This window comes from Nocardioides sp. Z13_37, from assembly GCF_058355585.1.
This window is the reverse complement of record NZ_JBZGDV010000003.1, coordinates 62,089-78,722: the sequence shown is the minus strand read 5'-3', so window position 1 is coordinate 78,722 and position 16,634 is coordinate 62,089. Positions and strand designations below refer to the sequence as shown.

The 16,634-nt window shown below is 73.1% G+C and carries 15 protein-coding genes; 13 read left to right on the top strand and 2 right to left on the bottom strand.

The genetic code is table 11. The annotated features are described in order from the left end of the window. Window positions 1-303 precede the first annotated feature (303 nt). The 8 genes from AC4H2S_RS10020 (at window position 304) to AC4H2S_RS09985 (ending at window position 8,252) form a co-directional block, all read left to right on the top strand. On the top strand, window positions 304-3,174 hold the full coding sequence (locus tag AC4H2S_RS10020; RefSeq protein WP_491496829.1) for a Na+/H+ antiporter subunit A: 2,871 nt from the start codon (window positions 304-306) through the stop codon (window positions 3,172-3,174). Next, on the top strand, window positions 3,171-3,662 hold the full coding sequence (locus tag AC4H2S_RS10015; RefSeq protein ID WP_491496828.1) for a Na(+)/H(+) antiporter subunit C: 492 nt from the start codon (window positions 3,171-3,173) through the stop codon (window positions 3,660-3,662). The genes AC4H2S_RS10020 and AC4H2S_RS10015 overlap by 4 nt, the downstream gene beginning before the upstream one ends. After that, the gene (locus tag AC4H2S_RS10010; protein ID WP_491496827.1) at window positions 3,659-5,353 is read left to right on the top strand and encodes a Na+/H+ antiporter subunit D; all 1,695 of its coding nucleotides are present in this window, start codon (window positions 3,659-3,661) and stop codon (window positions 5,351-5,353) included. The genes AC4H2S_RS10015 and AC4H2S_RS10010 overlap by 4 nt, the downstream gene beginning before the upstream one ends. Beyond that, window positions 5,350-5,928, top strand: a complete 579-nt coding sequence (locus AC4H2S_RS10005; RefSeq protein WP_491496826.1) for a Na+/H+ antiporter subunit E — start codon at window positions 5,350-5,352, stop codon at window positions 5,926-5,928. The genes AC4H2S_RS10010 and AC4H2S_RS10005 overlap by 4 nt, the downstream gene beginning before the upstream one ends. Beyond that, window positions 5,925-6,230 carry a monovalent cation/H+ antiporter complex subunit F gene (locus AC4H2S_RS10000; RefSeq protein ID WP_491496825.1) on the top strand — a complete coding sequence of 102 codons (306 nt, stop codon included), beginning with the start codon at window positions 5,925-5,927 and terminating at the stop codon, window positions 6,228-6,230. Before AC4H2S_RS10005 ends, AC4H2S_RS10000 begins: the two co-directional genes overlap by 4 nt. Next, entirely contained in the window at window positions 6,227-6,592 is a 366-nt protein-coding gene (gene mnhG, locus AC4H2S_RS09995) for a monovalent cation/H(+) antiporter subunit G (RefSeq protein ID WP_491496824.1), read from the top strand. The genes AC4H2S_RS10000 and mnhG overlap by 4 nt, the downstream gene beginning before the upstream one ends. A gap of 66 nt (window positions 6,593-6,658) precedes the next feature. Next, window positions 6,659-7,498: an aldo/keto reductase gene (locus AC4H2S_RS09990; RefSeq protein ID WP_491496823.1), complete on the top strand. Its 840-nt coding sequence runs from the start codon at window positions 6,659-6,661 to the stop codon at window positions 7,496-7,498. A 25-nt stretch (window positions 7,499-7,523) separates the two neighbouring features. Further along, on the top strand, window positions 7,524-8,252 hold the full coding sequence (locus tag AC4H2S_RS09985) for a peptidylprolyl isomerase (RefSeq protein WP_491496822.1): 729 nt from the start codon (window positions 7,524-7,526) through the stop codon (window positions 8,250-8,252). Here the strand turns inward: AC4H2S_RS09985 and AC4H2S_RS09980 are convergent. Next, window positions 8,239-8,673, bottom strand: coding sequence for an OsmC family protein (locus AC4H2S_RS09980; protein ID WP_491496821.1), 435 nt, complete (start codon window positions 8,671-8,673; stop codon window positions 8,239-8,241). The genes AC4H2S_RS09985 and AC4H2S_RS09980 overlap by 14 nt on opposite strands. A gap of 98 nt (window positions 8,674-8,771) precedes the next feature. Then, window positions 8,772-8,915, bottom strand: coding sequence for a hypothetical protein (locus AC4H2S_RS09975; protein ID WP_491496820.1), 144 nt, complete (start codon window positions 8,913-8,915; stop codon window positions 8,772-8,774). 173 nt (window positions 8,916-9,088) lie between these two features. On the opposite strand from AC4H2S_RS09975, the gene AC4H2S_RS09970 reads away from it, so the two are divergent. The 5 genes from AC4H2S_RS09970 (at window position 9,089) to AC4H2S_RS09950 (ending at window position 16,630) form a co-directional block, all read left to right on the top strand. Next, the gene (locus tag AC4H2S_RS09970; RefSeq protein WP_491496819.1) at window positions 9,089-9,913 is read left to right on the top strand and encodes a formate dehydrogenase accessory sulfurtransferase FdhD; all 825 of its coding nucleotides are present in this window, start codon (window positions 9,089-9,091) and stop codon (window positions 9,911-9,913) included. 69 nt (window positions 9,914-9,982) lie between these two features. Beyond that, complete coding sequence (locus AC4H2S_RS09965) at window positions 9,983-11,182, top strand: exonuclease SbcCD subunit D (protein WP_491496818.1); 1,200 nt, start codon at window positions 9,983-9,985, stop codon at window positions 11,180-11,182. Continuing rightward, a complete protein-coding gene (locus AC4H2S_RS09960; RefSeq protein WP_491496817.1) occupies window positions 11,179-14,169 on the top strand; it encodes an AAA family ATPase in 2,991 nt (996 codons plus the stop codon). The genes AC4H2S_RS09965 and AC4H2S_RS09960 overlap by 4 nt, the downstream gene beginning before the upstream one ends. Before the next feature lie 23 nt (window positions 14,170-14,192). After that, on the top strand, window positions 14,193-15,713 hold the full coding sequence (locus tag AC4H2S_RS09955; protein ID WP_491496816.1) for a TldD/PmbA family protein: 1,521 nt from the start codon (window positions 14,193-14,195) through the stop codon (window positions 15,711-15,713). A gap of 221 nt (window positions 15,714-15,934) precedes the next feature. Then, on the top strand, window positions 15,935-16,630 hold the full coding sequence (locus tag AC4H2S_RS09950; RefSeq protein WP_491496815.1) for a GAF and ANTAR domain-containing protein: 696 nt from the start codon (window positions 15,935-15,937) through the stop codon (window positions 16,628-16,630). The last annotated feature ends 4 nt before the right edge of the window (window positions 16,631-16,634 follow it).

Sequence of the window (16,634 nt, the reverse complement as noted above, 5' to 3'; positions counted from 1 at the left end):
GGCTGACCAGGCGCTCGGCAGCGAACGTGGGCAGGACCACACCGGGCCACCGAGTGAGCCCGCTCACGACCACCCCGCTGGGTGGTCTCGAGTCGCTATTCTGGTCTCAGACCCCGACCGCTCCTCCCCCGTAGCGGCCGGGGTCCTCCATCTCCGAGGCCCCCGTCCGGCGGGCGCGATCACCGAAGATGGGGTCCGTCCCCCATCTTTGTCCGCCGGCGCCCGCACGGGCGTGATCAGGCCGTGAGCGCCTGTACGGTTGGGGGTACCGCCAAACGACGACGAGGACCTCCGCTTGTGCTGATGCTGATCGCCGTGCTGCTGGCGGCGGCAGTGGCATCCCCGTGGCTCGTGCTGCGTGCCGGACGCCGCGCGTTCCTGGCCCTGGCGGCGGTGCCGCTCGCCGGTGCGGTCTGGGTCGCCGCGCAGACGCCCGCCGTGCACGACGGCGAGATGCTGGTCGAGGTCCACCCGTGGGTCGGCAGCATCGGCATGGATCTCGCCTTCGCCATGGGCACCCTGCAGTGGCTGATGGCCCTCATCGTGCTCGGGATCGGTGCGCTCGTCCTCGGCTACTGCGCCTGGTACTTCGACGACGACGACGACGGCGTGCCTCGCTTCGCGGGCGTGCTGGTGGCGTTCGTGGCCTCGATGCTGGGCCTCGTCCTGGCCGACGACCTCCTGCTGCTCTACGTGTTCTGGGAGCTGACCACGGTCTTCTCCTTCCTGCTGATCGGTCACGACTCGGCCCGGCGGGCCAGCAGGCGCGCTGCCATCCAGGCGCTCGTCGTGACGACGCTCGGCGGCCTGGTGCTCCTCGTGGGCGCGATCCTGGTCGGCCACTCCGCCGGGAGCTACCGCATCTCCGAGATCCTCGCCGACCCGCCCACGGGCGTGGCGGTGACCGTCGGCGTGCAGCTCCTCCTCGTCGGGGCGATCAGCAAGTCGGCCCTCCTCCCCTTCCACTTCTGGCTGCCGTCCGCGATGGCGGCGCCCACCCCCGTGAGCGCCTACCTCCACGCGGCGTCCATGGTGAAGGCCGGCGTCTACCTCGTCGCGCTGCTCGCGCCCGCCTTCGCCGCCGTGACGGGCTGGCGCACCATGCTGCTCGTCCTCGGGCTCGCGACCATGGTGCTCGGCGGGGTCCGCGCCCTGCGCCAGCACGACCTCAAGCTGCTGCTCGCCTACGGCACCGTGAGCCAGCTCGGCTTCCTCGTGCTCGTGCTGGGCACCGGCACCCGCAGCGCGATGATGGCCGGCCTGGCGCTCCTGCTCGCCCACGCGCTGTTCAAGGCGACCCTCTTCCTCGTGGTCGGCATCATCGACCACAGCACCGGCACCCGCGACCTGCGCGAGCTGACGGGGCTGGCGCGCCGGATGCCCGTCGTCACCGTGGCCGCGGCGCTCGCCGCCGCCTCGATGGCCGGCGTCCCCCCGCTCCTCGGCTACGTCGCGAAGGAGAGCGTCCTGGTCGCCCTCGTCGACGTCGCGCGCGACGGTGACGGCACCGGGATCACCACGACCAACGGGTGGCTGCTGGTCGCCGGCGTGGTCGTCGGCTCCATCCTCACCGCTGCCTACTCCGCGCGGTTCCTGTGGGGCGCGTTCGCCAACCGCGACGTCGAGTCGCCGCCGTCGGTCCACTCCCCCTCCGCGGCGTTCGTCGCCGCGCCCGTCGTGCTGGCCGCGCTGTCGCTGCTGCTCGGCGCTGCCGGCGGGCCGCTCACCTCGCTCCTCGCGGGCCAGGCCGACGCCTTCCCGCCCGGGGCCCACGAGCCCGAGCTCACCCTGTGGCACGGCGCAGGGCTCCCGCTGCTGCTGACGGCGATCACGCTCGCCGCCGGTGCCGTGCTGTTCGTCGCCCGCGAGCCCGTCGCCCGCCTCCAGGCCGCCCTGGCCCACGACTGGAGCCTCGAACGCGCCTACCGAGGCGGGATGCGACTGCTCGACCGCACCGCCGTCGAGGTCACCGGTGTGGTCCAGCGCGGCTCCGCGGCGGCCTACCTCGGCATCATCCTGGTCGTGCTCGTGCTGCTGCCCGGCTCGACGCTCATCGGCGGCCTCGGCGACCTCGACGTGCAGGCGTGGGACAACCCCGCCCAGGCCGTCATCGGCGTCATCATCGTCGCCGCCGCGGTGCTCACCGCCAGGTCGCGCCGCCGCATCCGCGCCGTGCTGCTCGTCAGCGTGACGGGCTACGGCACGGCACTGCTCTTCGTCCTCCAGGGAGCCCCCGACCTCGCCCTGACGCAGGCGCTCGTCGAGACGCTGACCGTGGTGGTGTTCGTGCTGGCCCTGCGCAGGCTGCCCGAGTACTTCACCGACCGCCCGCTCACCGCGCAGCGCTGGGTCCGCATGGCGCTGGGTCTCGCCGTGGCCGTCGTCGTCGCGGGCTTCCTCCTCATGGCGGGCGCGGCGCGCATCAGCGACCCGGTGTCGGTCTCGCTGCCCGAGCGGGCGCTCGAGTTCGGCGGCGGAGGCAACATCGTCAACGTCATCCTGGTCGACACCCGCGCCTGGGACACGCTCGGCGAGCTCTCGGTGCTGGTCGCCGCGGCCACCGGCGTGGCCAGCCTGGTCTACGTCAACGCCCGCGGCGCCGACATCCGTCGCGTCCACGACATCCCGTTCCCCGTGGGCGTCAAGAAGGTCGCGACGTCGCCCGGCCGTCGGGCCTGGCTCCCCGGCTCGCGCACCCTGCCGCCCGAGAAGCGCTCGATCGTCTTCGAGGTCATCGTCCGGCTGCTCTTCCACACGCTGATCGTGATCTCGGTCTACCTCCTGCTCGCCGGGCACAACGCCCCGGGCGGCGGCTTCGCGGCGGGCATGACCACCGGTCTGGCCCTGGTCATCCGCTACCTGGCCGGCGGCCGCTACGAGCTCGACGAGGCCGCACCGGTGGACGCCGGGCGCCTGATCGGCGGCGGTCTCGCCGTCGCCGCGCTGGCCGCGCTGCTGCCGCTGGCGTTCGGTGGCGTCGTGCTGCAGTCCGCGGTCATCGACCTGCACGTGCCGCTCCTCGGCGACCTGCACCTGGTCTCGTCCGCCCTCTTCGACGTCGGCGTCTACCTCGTGGTCGTCGGGCTCGTCCTCGACCTGCTGCGCGCGCTCGGGTCCCACATCGACCGCGACATCCAGCGCGAGCTGCGCCGCACGGAGACGGAGAACGCATGACCGTCAACCTCACCCTCGTCCTCATCGCGGCGTCGCTGCTCGGCTGCGGCGTCTACCTCGTCCTCGAGCGCAGCCTGTCGCGGGTGCTCATCGGCCTCGTCATGATCGGCAACGGCGTCAGCCTGTCCTTCATGGTGGCCGGCGGTCCCGCCGGCCGGGCGCCCATCGTGACCAAGGGCGGCGACACCTCGGGCCTCACCGACCCCCTCCCCCAGGCGATGGTGCTCACGGCCATCGTCATCACCCTCGCCACCACCGCGTTCGTGCTGGCCATGGCCTACCGCAGCTGGCAGCTCAACGGGCACGACGACGTGCAGGACGACATCGAGGACGACACCATCCGCAGGCTCGCGCACCGCGATGTCACGTCCGAGGCCTACGACGCCACCACCTCCGACTTCCCCGGCGACGACTCCAGCGGCGACCTCGGCCAAGGTCCCGATGACGACCCGCTGGCCGCCGACGCCTCCGAGGTGAGGTCCCAGTGAACGCCCTCGTCCCGCTCCCGGTGCTGCTGCCGATCCTCGGCGCCGGCGCGTCGCTCGCGCTGCTGCACCACCCGCGCATCCAGCGTTGGCTCGCCCTCGGCGTCCTGAGCGTCGTCGTCGTGGTCGCCGCCGTGCTGCTCTACCAGGCCGACCAGCACGGTCCGCAGACGGTGTGGATCGGTGCCTGGCCGGAGACCATCGGCATCGTCCTGGTCGCCGACCGGCTGGCCGCGCTCATGCTCCTCGTCAGCGCTGTCGTGACACTGGCGGTCCTCGCCTACTCGGTCGGGCAGGGCATGACCGAGGACGAGGAGGGTGCGCCGATCTCGATCTACCACCCGACCTTCCTGGTGCTCGTCGCGGGCGTGGCCAACGCGTTCCTCGCCGGCGACCTGTTCAACCTGTTCGTCAGCTTCGAGATGCTGCTGTTCGCCAGCTACGTCCTGCTGACCCTCGGCGGCACCGCGGCACGGGTGCGGGCCGGCACGATCTACGTGCTGGTCAACCTGCTCTCCTCGACCCTGTTCCTGATCAGCCTGGCGGTCACCTACGCCGCCACCGGGACGCTCACCCTCGCCCACCTGGCCGAGCGGCTCGCCGAGCTGCCCGACCACGTGTCGCTGATGATCCAGCTCCTGCTGCTCACGACGTTCGCGATCAAGGCGGCTGTGTTCCCGCTGTCGCTGTGGCTGCCCGACAGCTATCCGACCGCCCCGGCGCCGGTCACCGCGGTGTTCGCCGGGTTGCTGACCAAGGTCGGCGTCTACGCGATCCTGCGCATGCAGACCCTGCTCTTCCCCGACAGCCCGCTGACCGGCCTGCTGCTGTGGGCGGCGCTGCTCACGATGATCATCGGCATCCTCGGCGCCATCGCCCAGTCCGACATCAAGCGCATGCTGTCCTTCACCCTGGTCAGCCACATCGGCTACCTCATCCTCGGCATCGCGCTCGACAGCCGGGCGGGCACCGCGGGCACGACGTTCTACGTCGTCCACCACATCACCATCCAGACGGCGCTCTTCCTGGTGCTCGGCCTCGTCGAGCGGCGGGCCGGCAGCACGGCCCTGATGCGCATCGGCGGGCTCGCGCGCCTCGCCCCGGTGCTGGCGGTGCTGTTCTTCGTGCCGGCGATGAACCTCGCCGGCATCCCACCGTTCTCCGGGTTCATCGGCAAGGTCGGGCTGTTCCAGGCGGCCCAGCTCGACGGCAGCCCGCTCGCGTGGACGCTCGTCGCCGCCGGCGCCGCGACCAGCCTGCTCACGCTCTACGCCGTCGCCAAGACGTGGACCGTCGCGTTCTGGCGCACGCCGCGCGAGGCCCACGAGGCGCTCGAGGCCATCGGTGACACGGGCGTCGACCCGATCCCCGGCTACGACACCCAGCCCGCCGTCCAGCACCGCGGGCACGTGCACACCGCCGCGGGCAGCGTGTCGAGGCGCGACATCGAGGAGGCGCGACGCCTCGGCGACGACAACGAGCCCGACCGCGACTTCTACACCCTCATCCAGGCGGGCGAGGACAGCCGCACCTCGCCGCTGGGCATGCTGATGCCGGCCAGCGGCCTGGTCGTGGCCAGCGTGCTGCTGACGGTGATCGCCGGACCGCTCTACGCGCTCGGCGACCGCGCGGCCGTCGACCTGCACGAGCGCACCCCGTACCTCTCCTCCGTCCTCACCGAGGAGCAGCCATGAGCCCGGTGGTGCGCACCCGCCCCGACGGCAGCACCCGGCCAGCTCGGCACCGGGCCGTCCAGCCGCGTGCGGTCGCCTGGCTGCTCGTCGTGTGGCTGGCGATGTGGGGCGACGTGACGCCGCTCCTCGTCGTGGGCGGGGTGCTCGTCGCGGTCCTGGTCTGCCTCGCCTTCCCGCTGCCGCCGATCGACCTGGGCTCGCACGTACGCCCGCTCGCGCTGGTCGGGGTGATCGCCCGCTTCCTGGCCGACATCGTGCGGGCCAGCATCGAGGTGGCCGGGGTGGTCCTGCGCCGTCGGCCGGTGCGCAACGCCGTCGTGGCGGTCGACCTCGAGACCGAGTCCGACTTCCTGCTGACCCTCGTGGCGTCGATGCTCTCGCTCATCCCCGGCTCGGTGGTCGTCGAGGCGCGACGTTCGACGCACACGCTCTACCTGCACGTGCTCGACGTGCCCGACGCCGAGGCGGCCGAGGAGTTCCGCCGCACCGCGCTCGACCTGGAGCAGCGGCTGCTGCACGCGCTGCCGCTCCGGGCACCCGCCCACGCACCGACGACCCCGCAGGAGCAGCCATGACCGTCGTGCTGGTGCTCGCAGCGGCGCTGCTCGCGGCCGCCGCCGGGCTGCTGCTCATCCGTCTCACGATCGGGCCGACCATCCTCGACCGCAGCGTCGCGCTCGACGTGATCGTCGCGGTGACCGTCTCGGCGACGGGCCTCTACGTCGCCCACAGCGGCGCCACGTCCGCCCTCCCCATGCTGGTGGTGCTGGCCGGCTGCGGCATGGTCGGCGCCGTCAGCGTCGCGCGCTACGCCAGTCGCAGCGACGACCTCGAGGCCGGCGACCGCGACGAGGGCAGCACGGGGGGTGCCCGATGAGCTGGACCGTCGTCGCCGACGTGGCCGCCGCCGCGTGCATCCTGCTGGGTGCGATGCTCGCGCTCGTCGCCGCGATCGGCGTCATGCGCCTGCCCGACCTCCTCAGCCGCATGCACGCGGCCACGAAGCCCCAGGTGCTCGGCACGATGCTGGTGATGACCGGCGTCGCGCTCCGGCTCCGCGAGCCCGGCGTGGTGGGCCTCCTCGCGCTCATCGTGCTGCTGCAGATGGCGACGAGCGTGGTGACCAGCCACATGGTCGGACGCGCCTCGTTCCGTGCCGGGCAGGTGCGCCACGACCTGCTCGTGGTCGACGAGCTCAGCGACGGGCCCGCCCACGAGGAGCCGCGCGGCGCGCCCTGACCCGGCGCGGGCCCTCTGCCCCTCCTGCGCTGCTCTCCCACCCGCCGGCGGCCTACGGTGGGAGGCATGGCTGAGACCCCGACCTACACCCTCAACGACGGCACGACGATCCCCGCGATCGGCTTCGGCACCTACCCGCTGGTCGGCGACGACGCCACGGCCGCGGTCCTCTCCGCCCTCGAGACGGGCTACCGGCTCATCGACACGGCGGTCAACTACGACAACGAGACCGAGGTCGGGGAGGCCATCCGTCGCTCGGGCGTTCCCCGCGACGAGCTCGTCGTGACCACGAAGGTCCCGGGTCGGCACCACGGCTACGACGACGCCATCGCGTCCGTGCGCGAGTCGCTCGACCGCCTCGGCCTCGAGCGCACCGACCTCCACCTCATCCACTGGCCCAACCCGAGCCAGGGCCGGTACGTCGAGGCGTGGCGTGCCCTGGTGCAGCTGCAGCAGGACGGGCTGGTCCGCTCGATCGGCGTCTCCAACTTCACCGAGGAGCACCTCGCCCGCATCATCGACGACAGCGGCGTCACGCCGGCGGTCAACCAGATCGAGCTGCACCCGCGCTTCCCGCAGCAGCACATGCGCGAGGTCCACGAGCGGCTCGGCATCCGCACCGAGGCATGGAGCCCGATGGGCAAGCGTCGCGCGCCCCTGACCGAGGACGCGGTCCGGACAGCCGCCGAGGCGCACGACGTCTCCCCCGGGCAGGTCATCCTGCGCTGGCACGTCCAGCTCGGCTCGCTGCCCATCCCCAAGTCCGTCGACCCGGCACGCCAGGCGCAGAACCTCGACGTGTTCGGCTTCGAGCTGACCTACGACGAGGTGGCCGCCGTCTCGGGTCTCGGCGAGCCCGACGGGCGCCTATTCGGCGGCGACCCCGACACCCACGAGGAGATGTGACGGGGCCATCGTTACGATCGTGGGCATGCTGAAGCGACTCGCCACTGTGGCCGCCTGCCTGTCCGTCCTCGCCCTCGCCGGCTGCGGCAACGAGGCCGACAGCACCGCGAACGACCCGGCCGCGGAATCCACGAGCGAGTCCCCCAGTGAGTCCACCACTGAGTCCCCGAGTGAGTCGGCGTCCGGCGAGACGACCACCTGTGAGTACCCCGCGGACGGGCAGGAGCCGGCCCGCGACGTCGAGCCGCCCGAGGCCGAGGCGCTGGCGGACGGCACCGTGCCCGCGACCATCGTGACCAACTTCGGCGACATCGGACTTACCCTCGACGCGGCGTCTGCCCCCTGCACCGTCAACTCGTTCGTGTCGCTGGCCGAGCAGGGCTTCTACGACGACACGCCCTGCCCGCGCATCGGCGACCAGAAGGGCTTCGGCATCCTGCAGTGCGGCGACCCGACGGGCACCGGCATGGGCGGCGCCGGCTACTCCTTCGCCGACGAGCTGAGCGGCGACGAGTCCTACCCGGCCGGCACCCTCGCGATGGCCAACGCCGGCCCGGACACCAACGGCTCCCAGTTCTTCCTGGTCTTCCGCGACTCCCAGTTCCCGCCCAGCTACACGGTGTTCGGCACGATCGACGACGCCGGCCTCGCCACCATCGACAAGATCGCCGCCGAGGGCAACGACGGCGCCAACCCGGCCGGCGGCGGCACGCCCAACAAGGACGTCACCATCGAGACCGTCACGGTCGGCTGACCGGCTCGTAGACGACGTCCTCGCCGAGCTGCACGGTCCGCGAGACCGTGCAGAGGCGGTCGCGCGACATCTCGATCGCCGACTGCAACCGGTCGCTCGCGGCGTCGCCGTCGGGCCCCTCGGGGAACGCGATGTCGAACGACACCTGGATCCCGGTCAGGTGGTTGCCGTCGGCGTCGCGCACCTTGTGTCCCTCGGCGTGCACGTCGAAGGTCGTGCTGGTGGTCCGCTTGTGCGTGATCGCCTCGACGTCGAGCGCGCTGCACCCCGCGATGGCGGCGAGCAGCAGCTCGACCGGGGTGAAGTCAGGGTCCTCTCCCCCGGAGCCGAAGAAGGTCTCACCGCCACGGGCGTTGGTGGCCTTGAACCTGGCGGGTCCGATCCGGGTGAGCTCGACGCTGCGCAGCGTGTCGTCCGTCATGACGAACACCCTGCCAGAGCGGGGCTCGGGCAGGGTGGATGGTCCCCGACGGCGGGGGCGGCGGGCGCCATTGCCCGCGAGAGGTGTCAGGGAGGGTGTCAGCGGGTGCTGCGGCGCGCGGCGCGGCGGGCGCGGCGCTCCTCACTGCGAGCGATCTCCACGTTGCGCAGGAGGGCGCGGTCCTCGGTGGAGCGCGCACGCGAGTCGACGAGGCTGAGCGCCAGGTGCAGCTGCGGGTTCATGAAGTTCGATCCTGTTCCGAGGGCATCCGGCCCTCTCGTTACGAGCAGTGGATGTAAGAAGTTGTCGCCCCATTGCGACCCTTACATCATAGGCAGCAGCCGCGGGCGCACCCCATCGGCGCGAGGGTGATCTTGCCCACCTCCCGCCACCTCGGACGGGGTAGGTTCGAGTCGTGACCATCGAGCGAGCACGACGCCCCGGGCCGTCGGTCCGCACCCGCGTCGTCGAGCACACCTCGGGCTCCGAGGTCGCCCGTGAGGACCGCCTGATCACCGAGGAGCCGCTCGAGATCCGGGTCCGGTCGGGCGCGCTGCCGCCCAGGCGGGCGTGGGTGACCATGCGCACGCCCGGCCACGACTTCGAGCTCGCCGCGGGGTGGCTGGTCACCGAGGGCCTTGCCCGCTCCGGCTCGATCGCCCAGGTCGCCTACTGCACCGACGCGGACCTCGCGCCGGAGCAGGAGTTCAACGTCGTCACGGTGACCGTGTCGGGGGAGGCGGTGCTCCCCCACCGCCACGACGCCGCCTCCTCCGGATCGTCGGCGTGCGGCGTGTGCGGCAAGGACAGCATCGCCGACGCCCTCGCCACCCGGACGAGCACCGCGTGGGCCGGCGCTCGCCCCGACGCCTCCGTCGTGCGCCGCCTGCCCGACGCGCTGCGCGAGCGACAGACGCTCTTCGCCCGCACCGGCGGCGTCCACGCCGCGGGCCTCGCCGACGCCGACGGCTCGCTGCGGGTGGTGCGCGAGGACGTCGGCCGCCACAACGCGGTCGACAAGGTGGTCGGCGCCCGCGTGCTCGCCGGCGACGTCCCCGCCGCAGCGTGCCTGGTGCTGAGCGGTCGGGTGGGCTTCGAGCTGGTGCAGAAGGCGGCCGCCGTCGGCATCGGCTCGATCGTCGCGGTCGGCGCCCCCACGAGTCTCGCCGCCCGCCTCGCCATCGAGGCCGGCATCGACCTGTGGGGGTTCACCTCCGCGGGCCGCACCGTGCACTACTGAGCCCCGTCTCACGTCGCACCGGCGGCGTGGGGCCACGGCCGTGTCGGTGCCGCGATCTACGGTCGTGCCGTGCGCATCCTCCACACCTCCGACTGGCACCTCGGGAGGTCCTTCCACCGCGAAGGGCTCCTGGGCCACCAGGGTGCGTTCGTCGACCACCTCCTCGAGGTCGTCGACGCGGAGCGGGTCGACGTCGTCGTCGTCTCCGGCGACGTCTACGACCGCGCCCTGCCGCACGTCGACGCGGTCGCGCTCGCCGACGAGGCGTTCGCCCGGCTCGCCGCCTCCCGCGCCCGCGTGGTGGTGAGCAGCGGCAACCACGACAGCGCCCAGCGCCTCGGCTTCGGCGCGCGGCTGATGGACGCCGCCGGCGTGTTCGTGCGCACCGACGCCTCGTCGGTCGGCACCCCGGTCGTGCTCGCCGACCAGCACGGCGACGTCGCGTTCCACGCCATCCCCTATCTCGATCCGTCCGCGCTGCTCGAGCCCTGGGCGCTGGGCCGCCGCAGCCACGAGACCGCGCTCACCGAGGCGATGAGGCGGGTGCGCGCCGACCTCGACGCCCGACCCGCCACGACCCGCAGCGTGGTGCTCGCCCACGCCTTCGTGGCCGGCGCCACGCCATCGGAGTCCGAGCGCGACATCAGCGTCGGGGGCGTGTCCCGGGTCGCGACCACCGTCTTCGACGGCATCGACTACACCGCGCTGGGCCACCTCCACGGCCCCCACGTCCTGGCCGACGGCCTGCGCTACTCCGGCTCCCCGCTCGCCTACTCCTTCTCCGAGGCCGACCAGGCCAAGGGGTCGTGGCTGGTCGAGCTCGGTGCCGGCGGGCTCGACTCCGCCACCTGGATCGACGCGCCCGTGCCCCGGCGGCTGGCCCGGATCACCGGCACCCTCGCCGACCTCCTCGCCGACCCCGCGCTCGCCGTCCACGAGGACGCCTGGGTCCAGGCCGTCCTCACCGACGCCCGACGCCCCGCCCGCGCGATGGAGCAGCTGCGTCGGCGCTTCCCCCACACCCTCGTCCTGCAGTTCCCCACCCCCGCCGCACAGCTCGGCACGCCCGCACGGCCGGCCGACGGCACGAGCGACCACGCCATCGCCCTCGACTTCGTCCAGCACGTGCGCGGGTCACGGGCCACGGAGGCCGAGGCCGCGCTGCTGCGCGAGGCCATCGACGCGTGCTGCCACGACCCCGACCAGGACGTCCTCGTCGGTGCCGGCGCGGCTGCCGCCCCGACGCGGGCCCCGGGTGGTGCCGGGTGAGGCTGCACCACCTGCACGTCGTCGCGTTCGGCCCCTTCGCCGCCCCGGTGTCCATCGACTTCGACGCCCTCTCCGAGGCGGGCCTGTTCCTGCTGAGCGGGCCCACCGGCGCCGGCAAGTCGAGCATCCTCGACGCGGTCTGCTTCGCGCTCTACGGCGACGTCCCCGGTGACCGGTCCACGGCCAAGCGACTGCGCTCCGACCACGCGACCGACGACGTGGTCCCCCGCGTCGTGCTCGAGGCCACCCTGTCCGGGCGACGGTTCCGCATCGACCGGTCCCCTGCCTGGACCCGGGCGAAGAAGCGCGGCTCCGGCACGACCACCGAGCAGGCCCGGGTGGTGATCTCCGAGCGGCGCGCGGCGCCCGACGGCAGCGGGGAGCACCTCTGGCACCCGCTCAGCACCCGCCTCGACGAGACCGGGCACCTCGTCACGCGCCTGGTCGGCATGACGCTGCCGCAGTTCTGCCAGGTGGCGCTGCTGCCCCAGGGCCGCTTCCAGGCCTTCCTGCGCGCCCGCTCCGAGGAGCGCCACGTCCTGCTGCAGCAGGTCTTCCAGACCGGGCGCTTCGACCGCACCGAGCGGTGGCTGCGCGATCGCCGGGTCGAGCTGCGCCGCACCTCCGAGGCCCACCGGACGACGGTCGCCGACCTGGTGAGCCGCGTCAGCGAGGTGGGCGGCGACGTCGCCCCCGACGAGTGGCCGTCCGACCCGGCGAGCCTCGGCGACTGGATCGGCGCGCTGACCGAGGCCACCACGGCCGCTGCGGTCACGCAGTCGGCCAGGGTCGAGGCCGCGGTCGCCGCCGAGACGGCGGCCGCCGACGCGCGGGCCGCCGGCACCGAGCTCCACCGGCTCCGTGCCACGCACGCCGCCGCGCGCCGCGACTGGGCCGAGCTCGAGGATGAAGCGGCCGACCACGACCTGCGACGCGGCCGGGTCGAGCAGGCACGGCGCGCGGCGCCGGTCCACTCGCTCGACGACCTCGCGCTCGCCTCGCACGCCCACGTCGACGACCTCGACCGCCGGCGGGCGGGCGCCCTCGACGCGCTCGCCGAGGTGCTCGCCACGACCGACCTCGACGACCTCGAGATGGCCGAGCACCACCGAGCCGCCACCCGCGCGCTCGCCGACCTCGCCCGCGTCCGCCCGCTCCAGCTCGAGGCGAGCGACCTGGCCGGCGAGCTCGCCCGCACCCGCCGGCGGCGCGACGACGTCGCCGCCGACCTGACCCGCCTCGACGTGCGGGCGGCGCTCGTGCCCGCCGCGGTCGCCGAGCTCGAGCCCCGCGTCGCCGCGGCCCGCGAGTCCATGGGCGTCGCCGAGACCCTCGACCGCGAGCTGGCAGCGCTCGGCTCACGGCTGAGCGCCGCGAGGTGGGCCGAGACACTGGCGAGCGACCTCGCCGACGCCCAGCAGGCGCTCGCCACCGCCACCGGTGCCCGGCTGCTGGCCCGGGAGGCACTCGTCGAGATCCGTGAGCAGCGCCTCGACGGCATGGCGGCGGAGATCGCCCGCAAGCTCGCCGTCGGCGCCTGCTGTCCGGTGTGCGGCTCGGCCGACCACCCCTCCCCCGCGGCCGCCGCGCCGGGTGCCCCCGACGAGGCGAGCGAGCGCGAGGCCCGCCGCGAGGTCGACGACCTGGAGGTGGTCGTCGAGGCGCACGCCCAGCAGGTCCGCGGGCTGGAGGCCCGGCTCGCCGCGGCGCTCGCCGAGGCGGGAGACCCGGTCGAGCGCCTGCTCGCCGAGGAGTGCGAGGTGCGCGCACGCCGCGACACCGCCCGCGCCGACGCCGCGACGCTCCAGCCGCTCACCGAGCAGCTGGGCGCCCTGCGCGAGGAGCAGGAGTCCCTCGCCCGCCAGCGCGAGAGCCTCACCGAGACCGCTGTGCGCCTCGACACCGAGGCTGCGGTGCTCCACGCCCGCGCGGAGTCGCTGCGCGAGCAGGTCGGGGCCGTCGTCCCGGAGGGCTCCGACCTCGACGACCTCGTCGCCCACCACCAGCGCGTCGAGCAGCTCGCCCAGCGCTGCGCCGAGCTCGCCGCGGAGTGTGCGCGGGCCCGCGCCACGGCCGCCAGCGCCCAGGACGCGGCCGACCGGGCGGCCACGCGCGCCGGCTTCGCGTCGGCCGCCGCCGCGGCCGACGCCTGGCTGCCCGCGAGCGACCTCGCCCGGCTCGAGCAGGAGGCGCACCGCCACGAGCGCGAGGTGGCCCGGGTGCGGGACCTCCTCGCCGACGCGGCGCTGCAGCGGGCGAGCGAGGCCGAGGCGCCCGACCTCGAGGCGCTCGCGACCGCACACCGGCAGGCCACGCACGAGGCCGGGCAGGCCCGGCACGAGGCCTCCCGACTGCACGAGCAGGGACGACGGCTGCGCGACCTGGGGGCCGAGATCGAGGCCGCCCTCGCCTCGTGGGCGCCGGTGCGCGACGACCTCGACCTCGTCACCGACCTCGCGGCCCTCGTCGAGGGCAAGCACGCCGACAACCGCCACCAGATGCGGCTCTCCGCCTACGTCCTGGCCCACCGGCTCGGACAGGTCGTCGAGGCCGCCAACCTCCGGCTGTCCACGATGAGCGACCAGCGCTACTCCCTCGTCCACTCCGGGCAGCGGGGTGCCGGGGAGCGGCGCGGTGGGCTGAGCCTGCTCGTCCGTGACGACTGGACCGGCGACACCCGCGACCCCGCGACGCTCTCCGGCGGCGAGACGTTCGTCGTGTCGCTGGCGCTGGCGCTGGGACTCGCCGACGTGATCACCCAGGAGGCGGGCGGCACCGACCTCGACACGCTCTTCGTCGACGAGGGCTTCGGCTCGCTCGACGCCGAGACGCTCGAGGACGTGATGGACACCCTCGACACGCTGCGCGACGGCGGCCGGGTCGTCGGCGTGGTCAGCCATGTGCCCGAGCTGCAGACGCGCATCCCCACCCAGCTGCGGGTCCACCGCGGCCGCCACGGCAGCCACACCTCGCTCTCCCTCGCCTGAGGCGGCTCGGCTAGGTTCGTCCCATGAGTGCGCCAGGACTCGACCCGACCTTCAGCGAGCTGCCCCACCGACGCCTCGGCGACGTGGCCCTGGCCCGGGCCGCCGAGCTCGGCGCCAGCCACGCGGACTTCCGGTTCGAGCGCAACCGCTACCAGTACCTCGGGGCCCGCGACGGCGTGCTCCAGACGGCGAGCGACGCCGAGGACGTCGGCTTCGCGGTCCGCGTCGTGCACGACGGGGCCTGGGGCTTCGCGTCCGGTGTGGTGCTGACCGACGACGAGGCGCGCCGCGTCGCGGAGACCGCGGTGACGGTGGCCAAGGTCGCCGCCGCGATGACGACGACCCCGGTCGAGCTCGCCCCCGAGCCGGTGCACGACGACGTCACCTGGGTCTCCGGCTACGACGTCAACCCGCTCGAGGTGCCCACGCAGGACAAGGGCGCCCTGCTGGTCGACTGGACCGAGCGGCTACGCGCCGGGGCGGCCGTCGCGCACGCGACCGCCTTCCTTCAGCAGGTGCAGGAGAACAAGTACTACGCCGACCTGTCCGGCACCCGCACCACCCAGCAGCGGGTGCGCCTCCAGCCCGGCTTCGAGGCGACCGGCGAGGACGCGCACACCGGGATCTTCGACTCGATGGCCTCCATCGCCCCACCGGTCGGCCGCGGCTGGGAGTACCTCACCGGCGGCCACTGGGACTGGGACGCCGAGCTCGCCGAGGTACCCGAGCTCCTCGCGGAGAAGCTCAAGGCGCCGACCGTCGAGGCCGGCACCTACGACCTGGTGGTCGACCCGTCCAACCTGTGGCTCACCATCCACGAGTCGATCGGTCACGCCACCGAGCTCGACCGGGCCCTCGGCTACGAGGCCAACTACGCCGGCACCTCGTTCGCGACCTACGACAAGCTCGGCACCCTGCGCTACGGCTCGCCAGTGATGAACGTGCGCGGCGACCGCACCCAGGAGCACGGCCTGGCCACGGTCGGCTACGACGACGAGGGCGTGCAGACCCAGAGCTGGGACATCGTCCGCGACGGCGTCCTGGTGGGCTACCAGCTCGATCGCTCGATGGGCCACCTCAAGCCCGAGCTCAACGACGGCCGGTCCAACGGTTGCGCCTACGCCGACTCGCCGGGTCACATCCCGATCCAGCGGATGGCCAACGTCTCCCTGATGCCGGGCGCCGACGACCTCAGCACCGACGACCTCGTCTCCCGCGTGGAGCGGGGCATCTACGTCGTCGGCGACAAGTCCTGGTCGATCGACATGCAGCGGTTCAACTTCCAGTTCACCGGCCAGCGGTTCTACAAGATCACGGACGGCCGGCTCGACGGGATGCTCCGCGATGTCGCCTACCAGGCGACGACCACTGACTTCTGGGGCTCGATGGAGGCCGTCGGTGGTCCGGACACGTGGGTGCTCGGCGGCGCGTTCAACTGCGGCAAGGCCCAGCCGGGCCAGGTCGCGGCGGTCAGCCATGGCTGTCCGAGCGCTCTCTTCCGCGGGGTCAACATCCTCAACACCATGGACGAGGCGGGACACTGATCGTGTGTTCTCTGTCGGCAGGCGCGGACGACCGAGACGCACCCACACGAGGCTGAGCGCTCGAGTGTTGTTCTTCGTCACGTGGGTACAGCCGCACCAGGCGGAACACGTCCAGCGCGCGTTGGGGCTCTGCCAGGTCCACGGGGTCGAGAAGACGGCCCCGTGGACCGATACCGTGGTTCGCGTGGACCAACAAGACCTTGGAGTGAGACGCTGTGGGCGTGGGTGAGGAATCGATCTCGGACCGCATGGCGGCCGCTGCCCGAGAGATGCAGGACCAAGGTGACCCCGCGGCCACTGTGAAGAGCGCCGTCGAACTGCTTGTGCGGAATGTGGAGGGATGTCACTCCGCGAGCATCTCGCTCGTGCACGGCAAGCAGCGGGTGGAGACTCCGGCAGCCAGTGACGAGGTAGCAGCCGTGGGCGACCGGCTGCAAGCGGAGCTCGGCGAAGGACCTGCCCTCGACACGCTGTGGGACGTGGACACGGTCTACGTTCCCGACCTCGCTGCCGACGTTCGTTGGCGCAGGTGGGGACCGGCGCTTCACGAGGCGACGGGAGGGCGCAGCGTCTTGACCTTCCGCTTGTTCACGATCAAGGACATCGTCGGCGCTCTGAGCATGTACTCGACCGAGGCCGACGCGTTCAGCGCGGAGGACAAGGCCGAGGGCCTGGCTCTTGCCGCGCACATCGCCCTCGCCGTGCTGGCCGCGCAAAGGCTGGACCAGTACGAGGCGGCCTTGGACTCCCGCACGCTGATCGGTCAGGCGTGCGGTGTGGTGATGGAGCGCTACGGCGTCGATGCGGATCGCGCGATGGCCCTGCTGACCCGGCTCTCCTCGACGCACAACGTCAAGCTGCGCCAGGTCGCCATCGAGCTCATCAACACCCGCCGTCTTCCGACACCCTCGTCCTAGCCGA

Coding starts and splice junctions, on each gene's coding strand:
- AC4H2S_RS10020 (WP_491496829.1), top strand. CDS start 304: ATGCTGATCGCCGTGCTGCTGGCGGCGGCAGTGGCATCCCCGTGGCTC.
- AC4H2S_RS10015 (WP_491496828.1), top strand. CDS start 3,171: ATGACCGTCAACCTCACCCTCGTCCTCATCGCGGCGTCGCTGCTCGGC.
- AC4H2S_RS10005 (WP_491496826.1), top strand. CDS start 5,350: ATGAGCCCGGTGGTGCGCACCCGCCCCGACGGCAGCACCCGGCCAGCT.
- AC4H2S_RS10000 (WP_491496825.1), top strand. CDS start 5,925: ATGACCGTCGTGCTGGTGCTCGCAGCGGCGCTGCTCGCGGCCGCCGCC.
- mnhG (WP_491496824.1), top strand. CDS start 6,227: ATGAGCTGGACCGTCGTCGCCGACGTGGCCGCCGCCGCGTGCATCCTG.
- AC4H2S_RS09990 (WP_491496823.1), top strand. CDS start 6,659: ATGGCTGAGACCCCGACCTACACCCTCAACGACGGCACGACGATCCCC.
- AC4H2S_RS09985 (WP_491496822.1), top strand. CDS start 7,524: ATGCTGAAGCGACTCGCCACTGTGGCCGCCTGCCTGTCCGTCCTCGCC.
- AC4H2S_RS09980 (WP_491496821.1), bottom strand. CDS start 8,673: ATGACGGACGACACGCTGCGCAGCGTCGAGCTCACCCGGATCGGACCC.
- AC4H2S_RS09975 (WP_491496820.1), bottom strand. CDS start 8,915: ATGAACCCGCAGCTGCACCTGGCGCTCAGCCTCGTCGACTCGCGTGCG.
- AC4H2S_RS09955 (WP_491496816.1), top strand. CDS start 14,193: ATGAGTGCGCCAGGACTCGACCCGACCTTCAGCGAGCTGCCCCACCGA.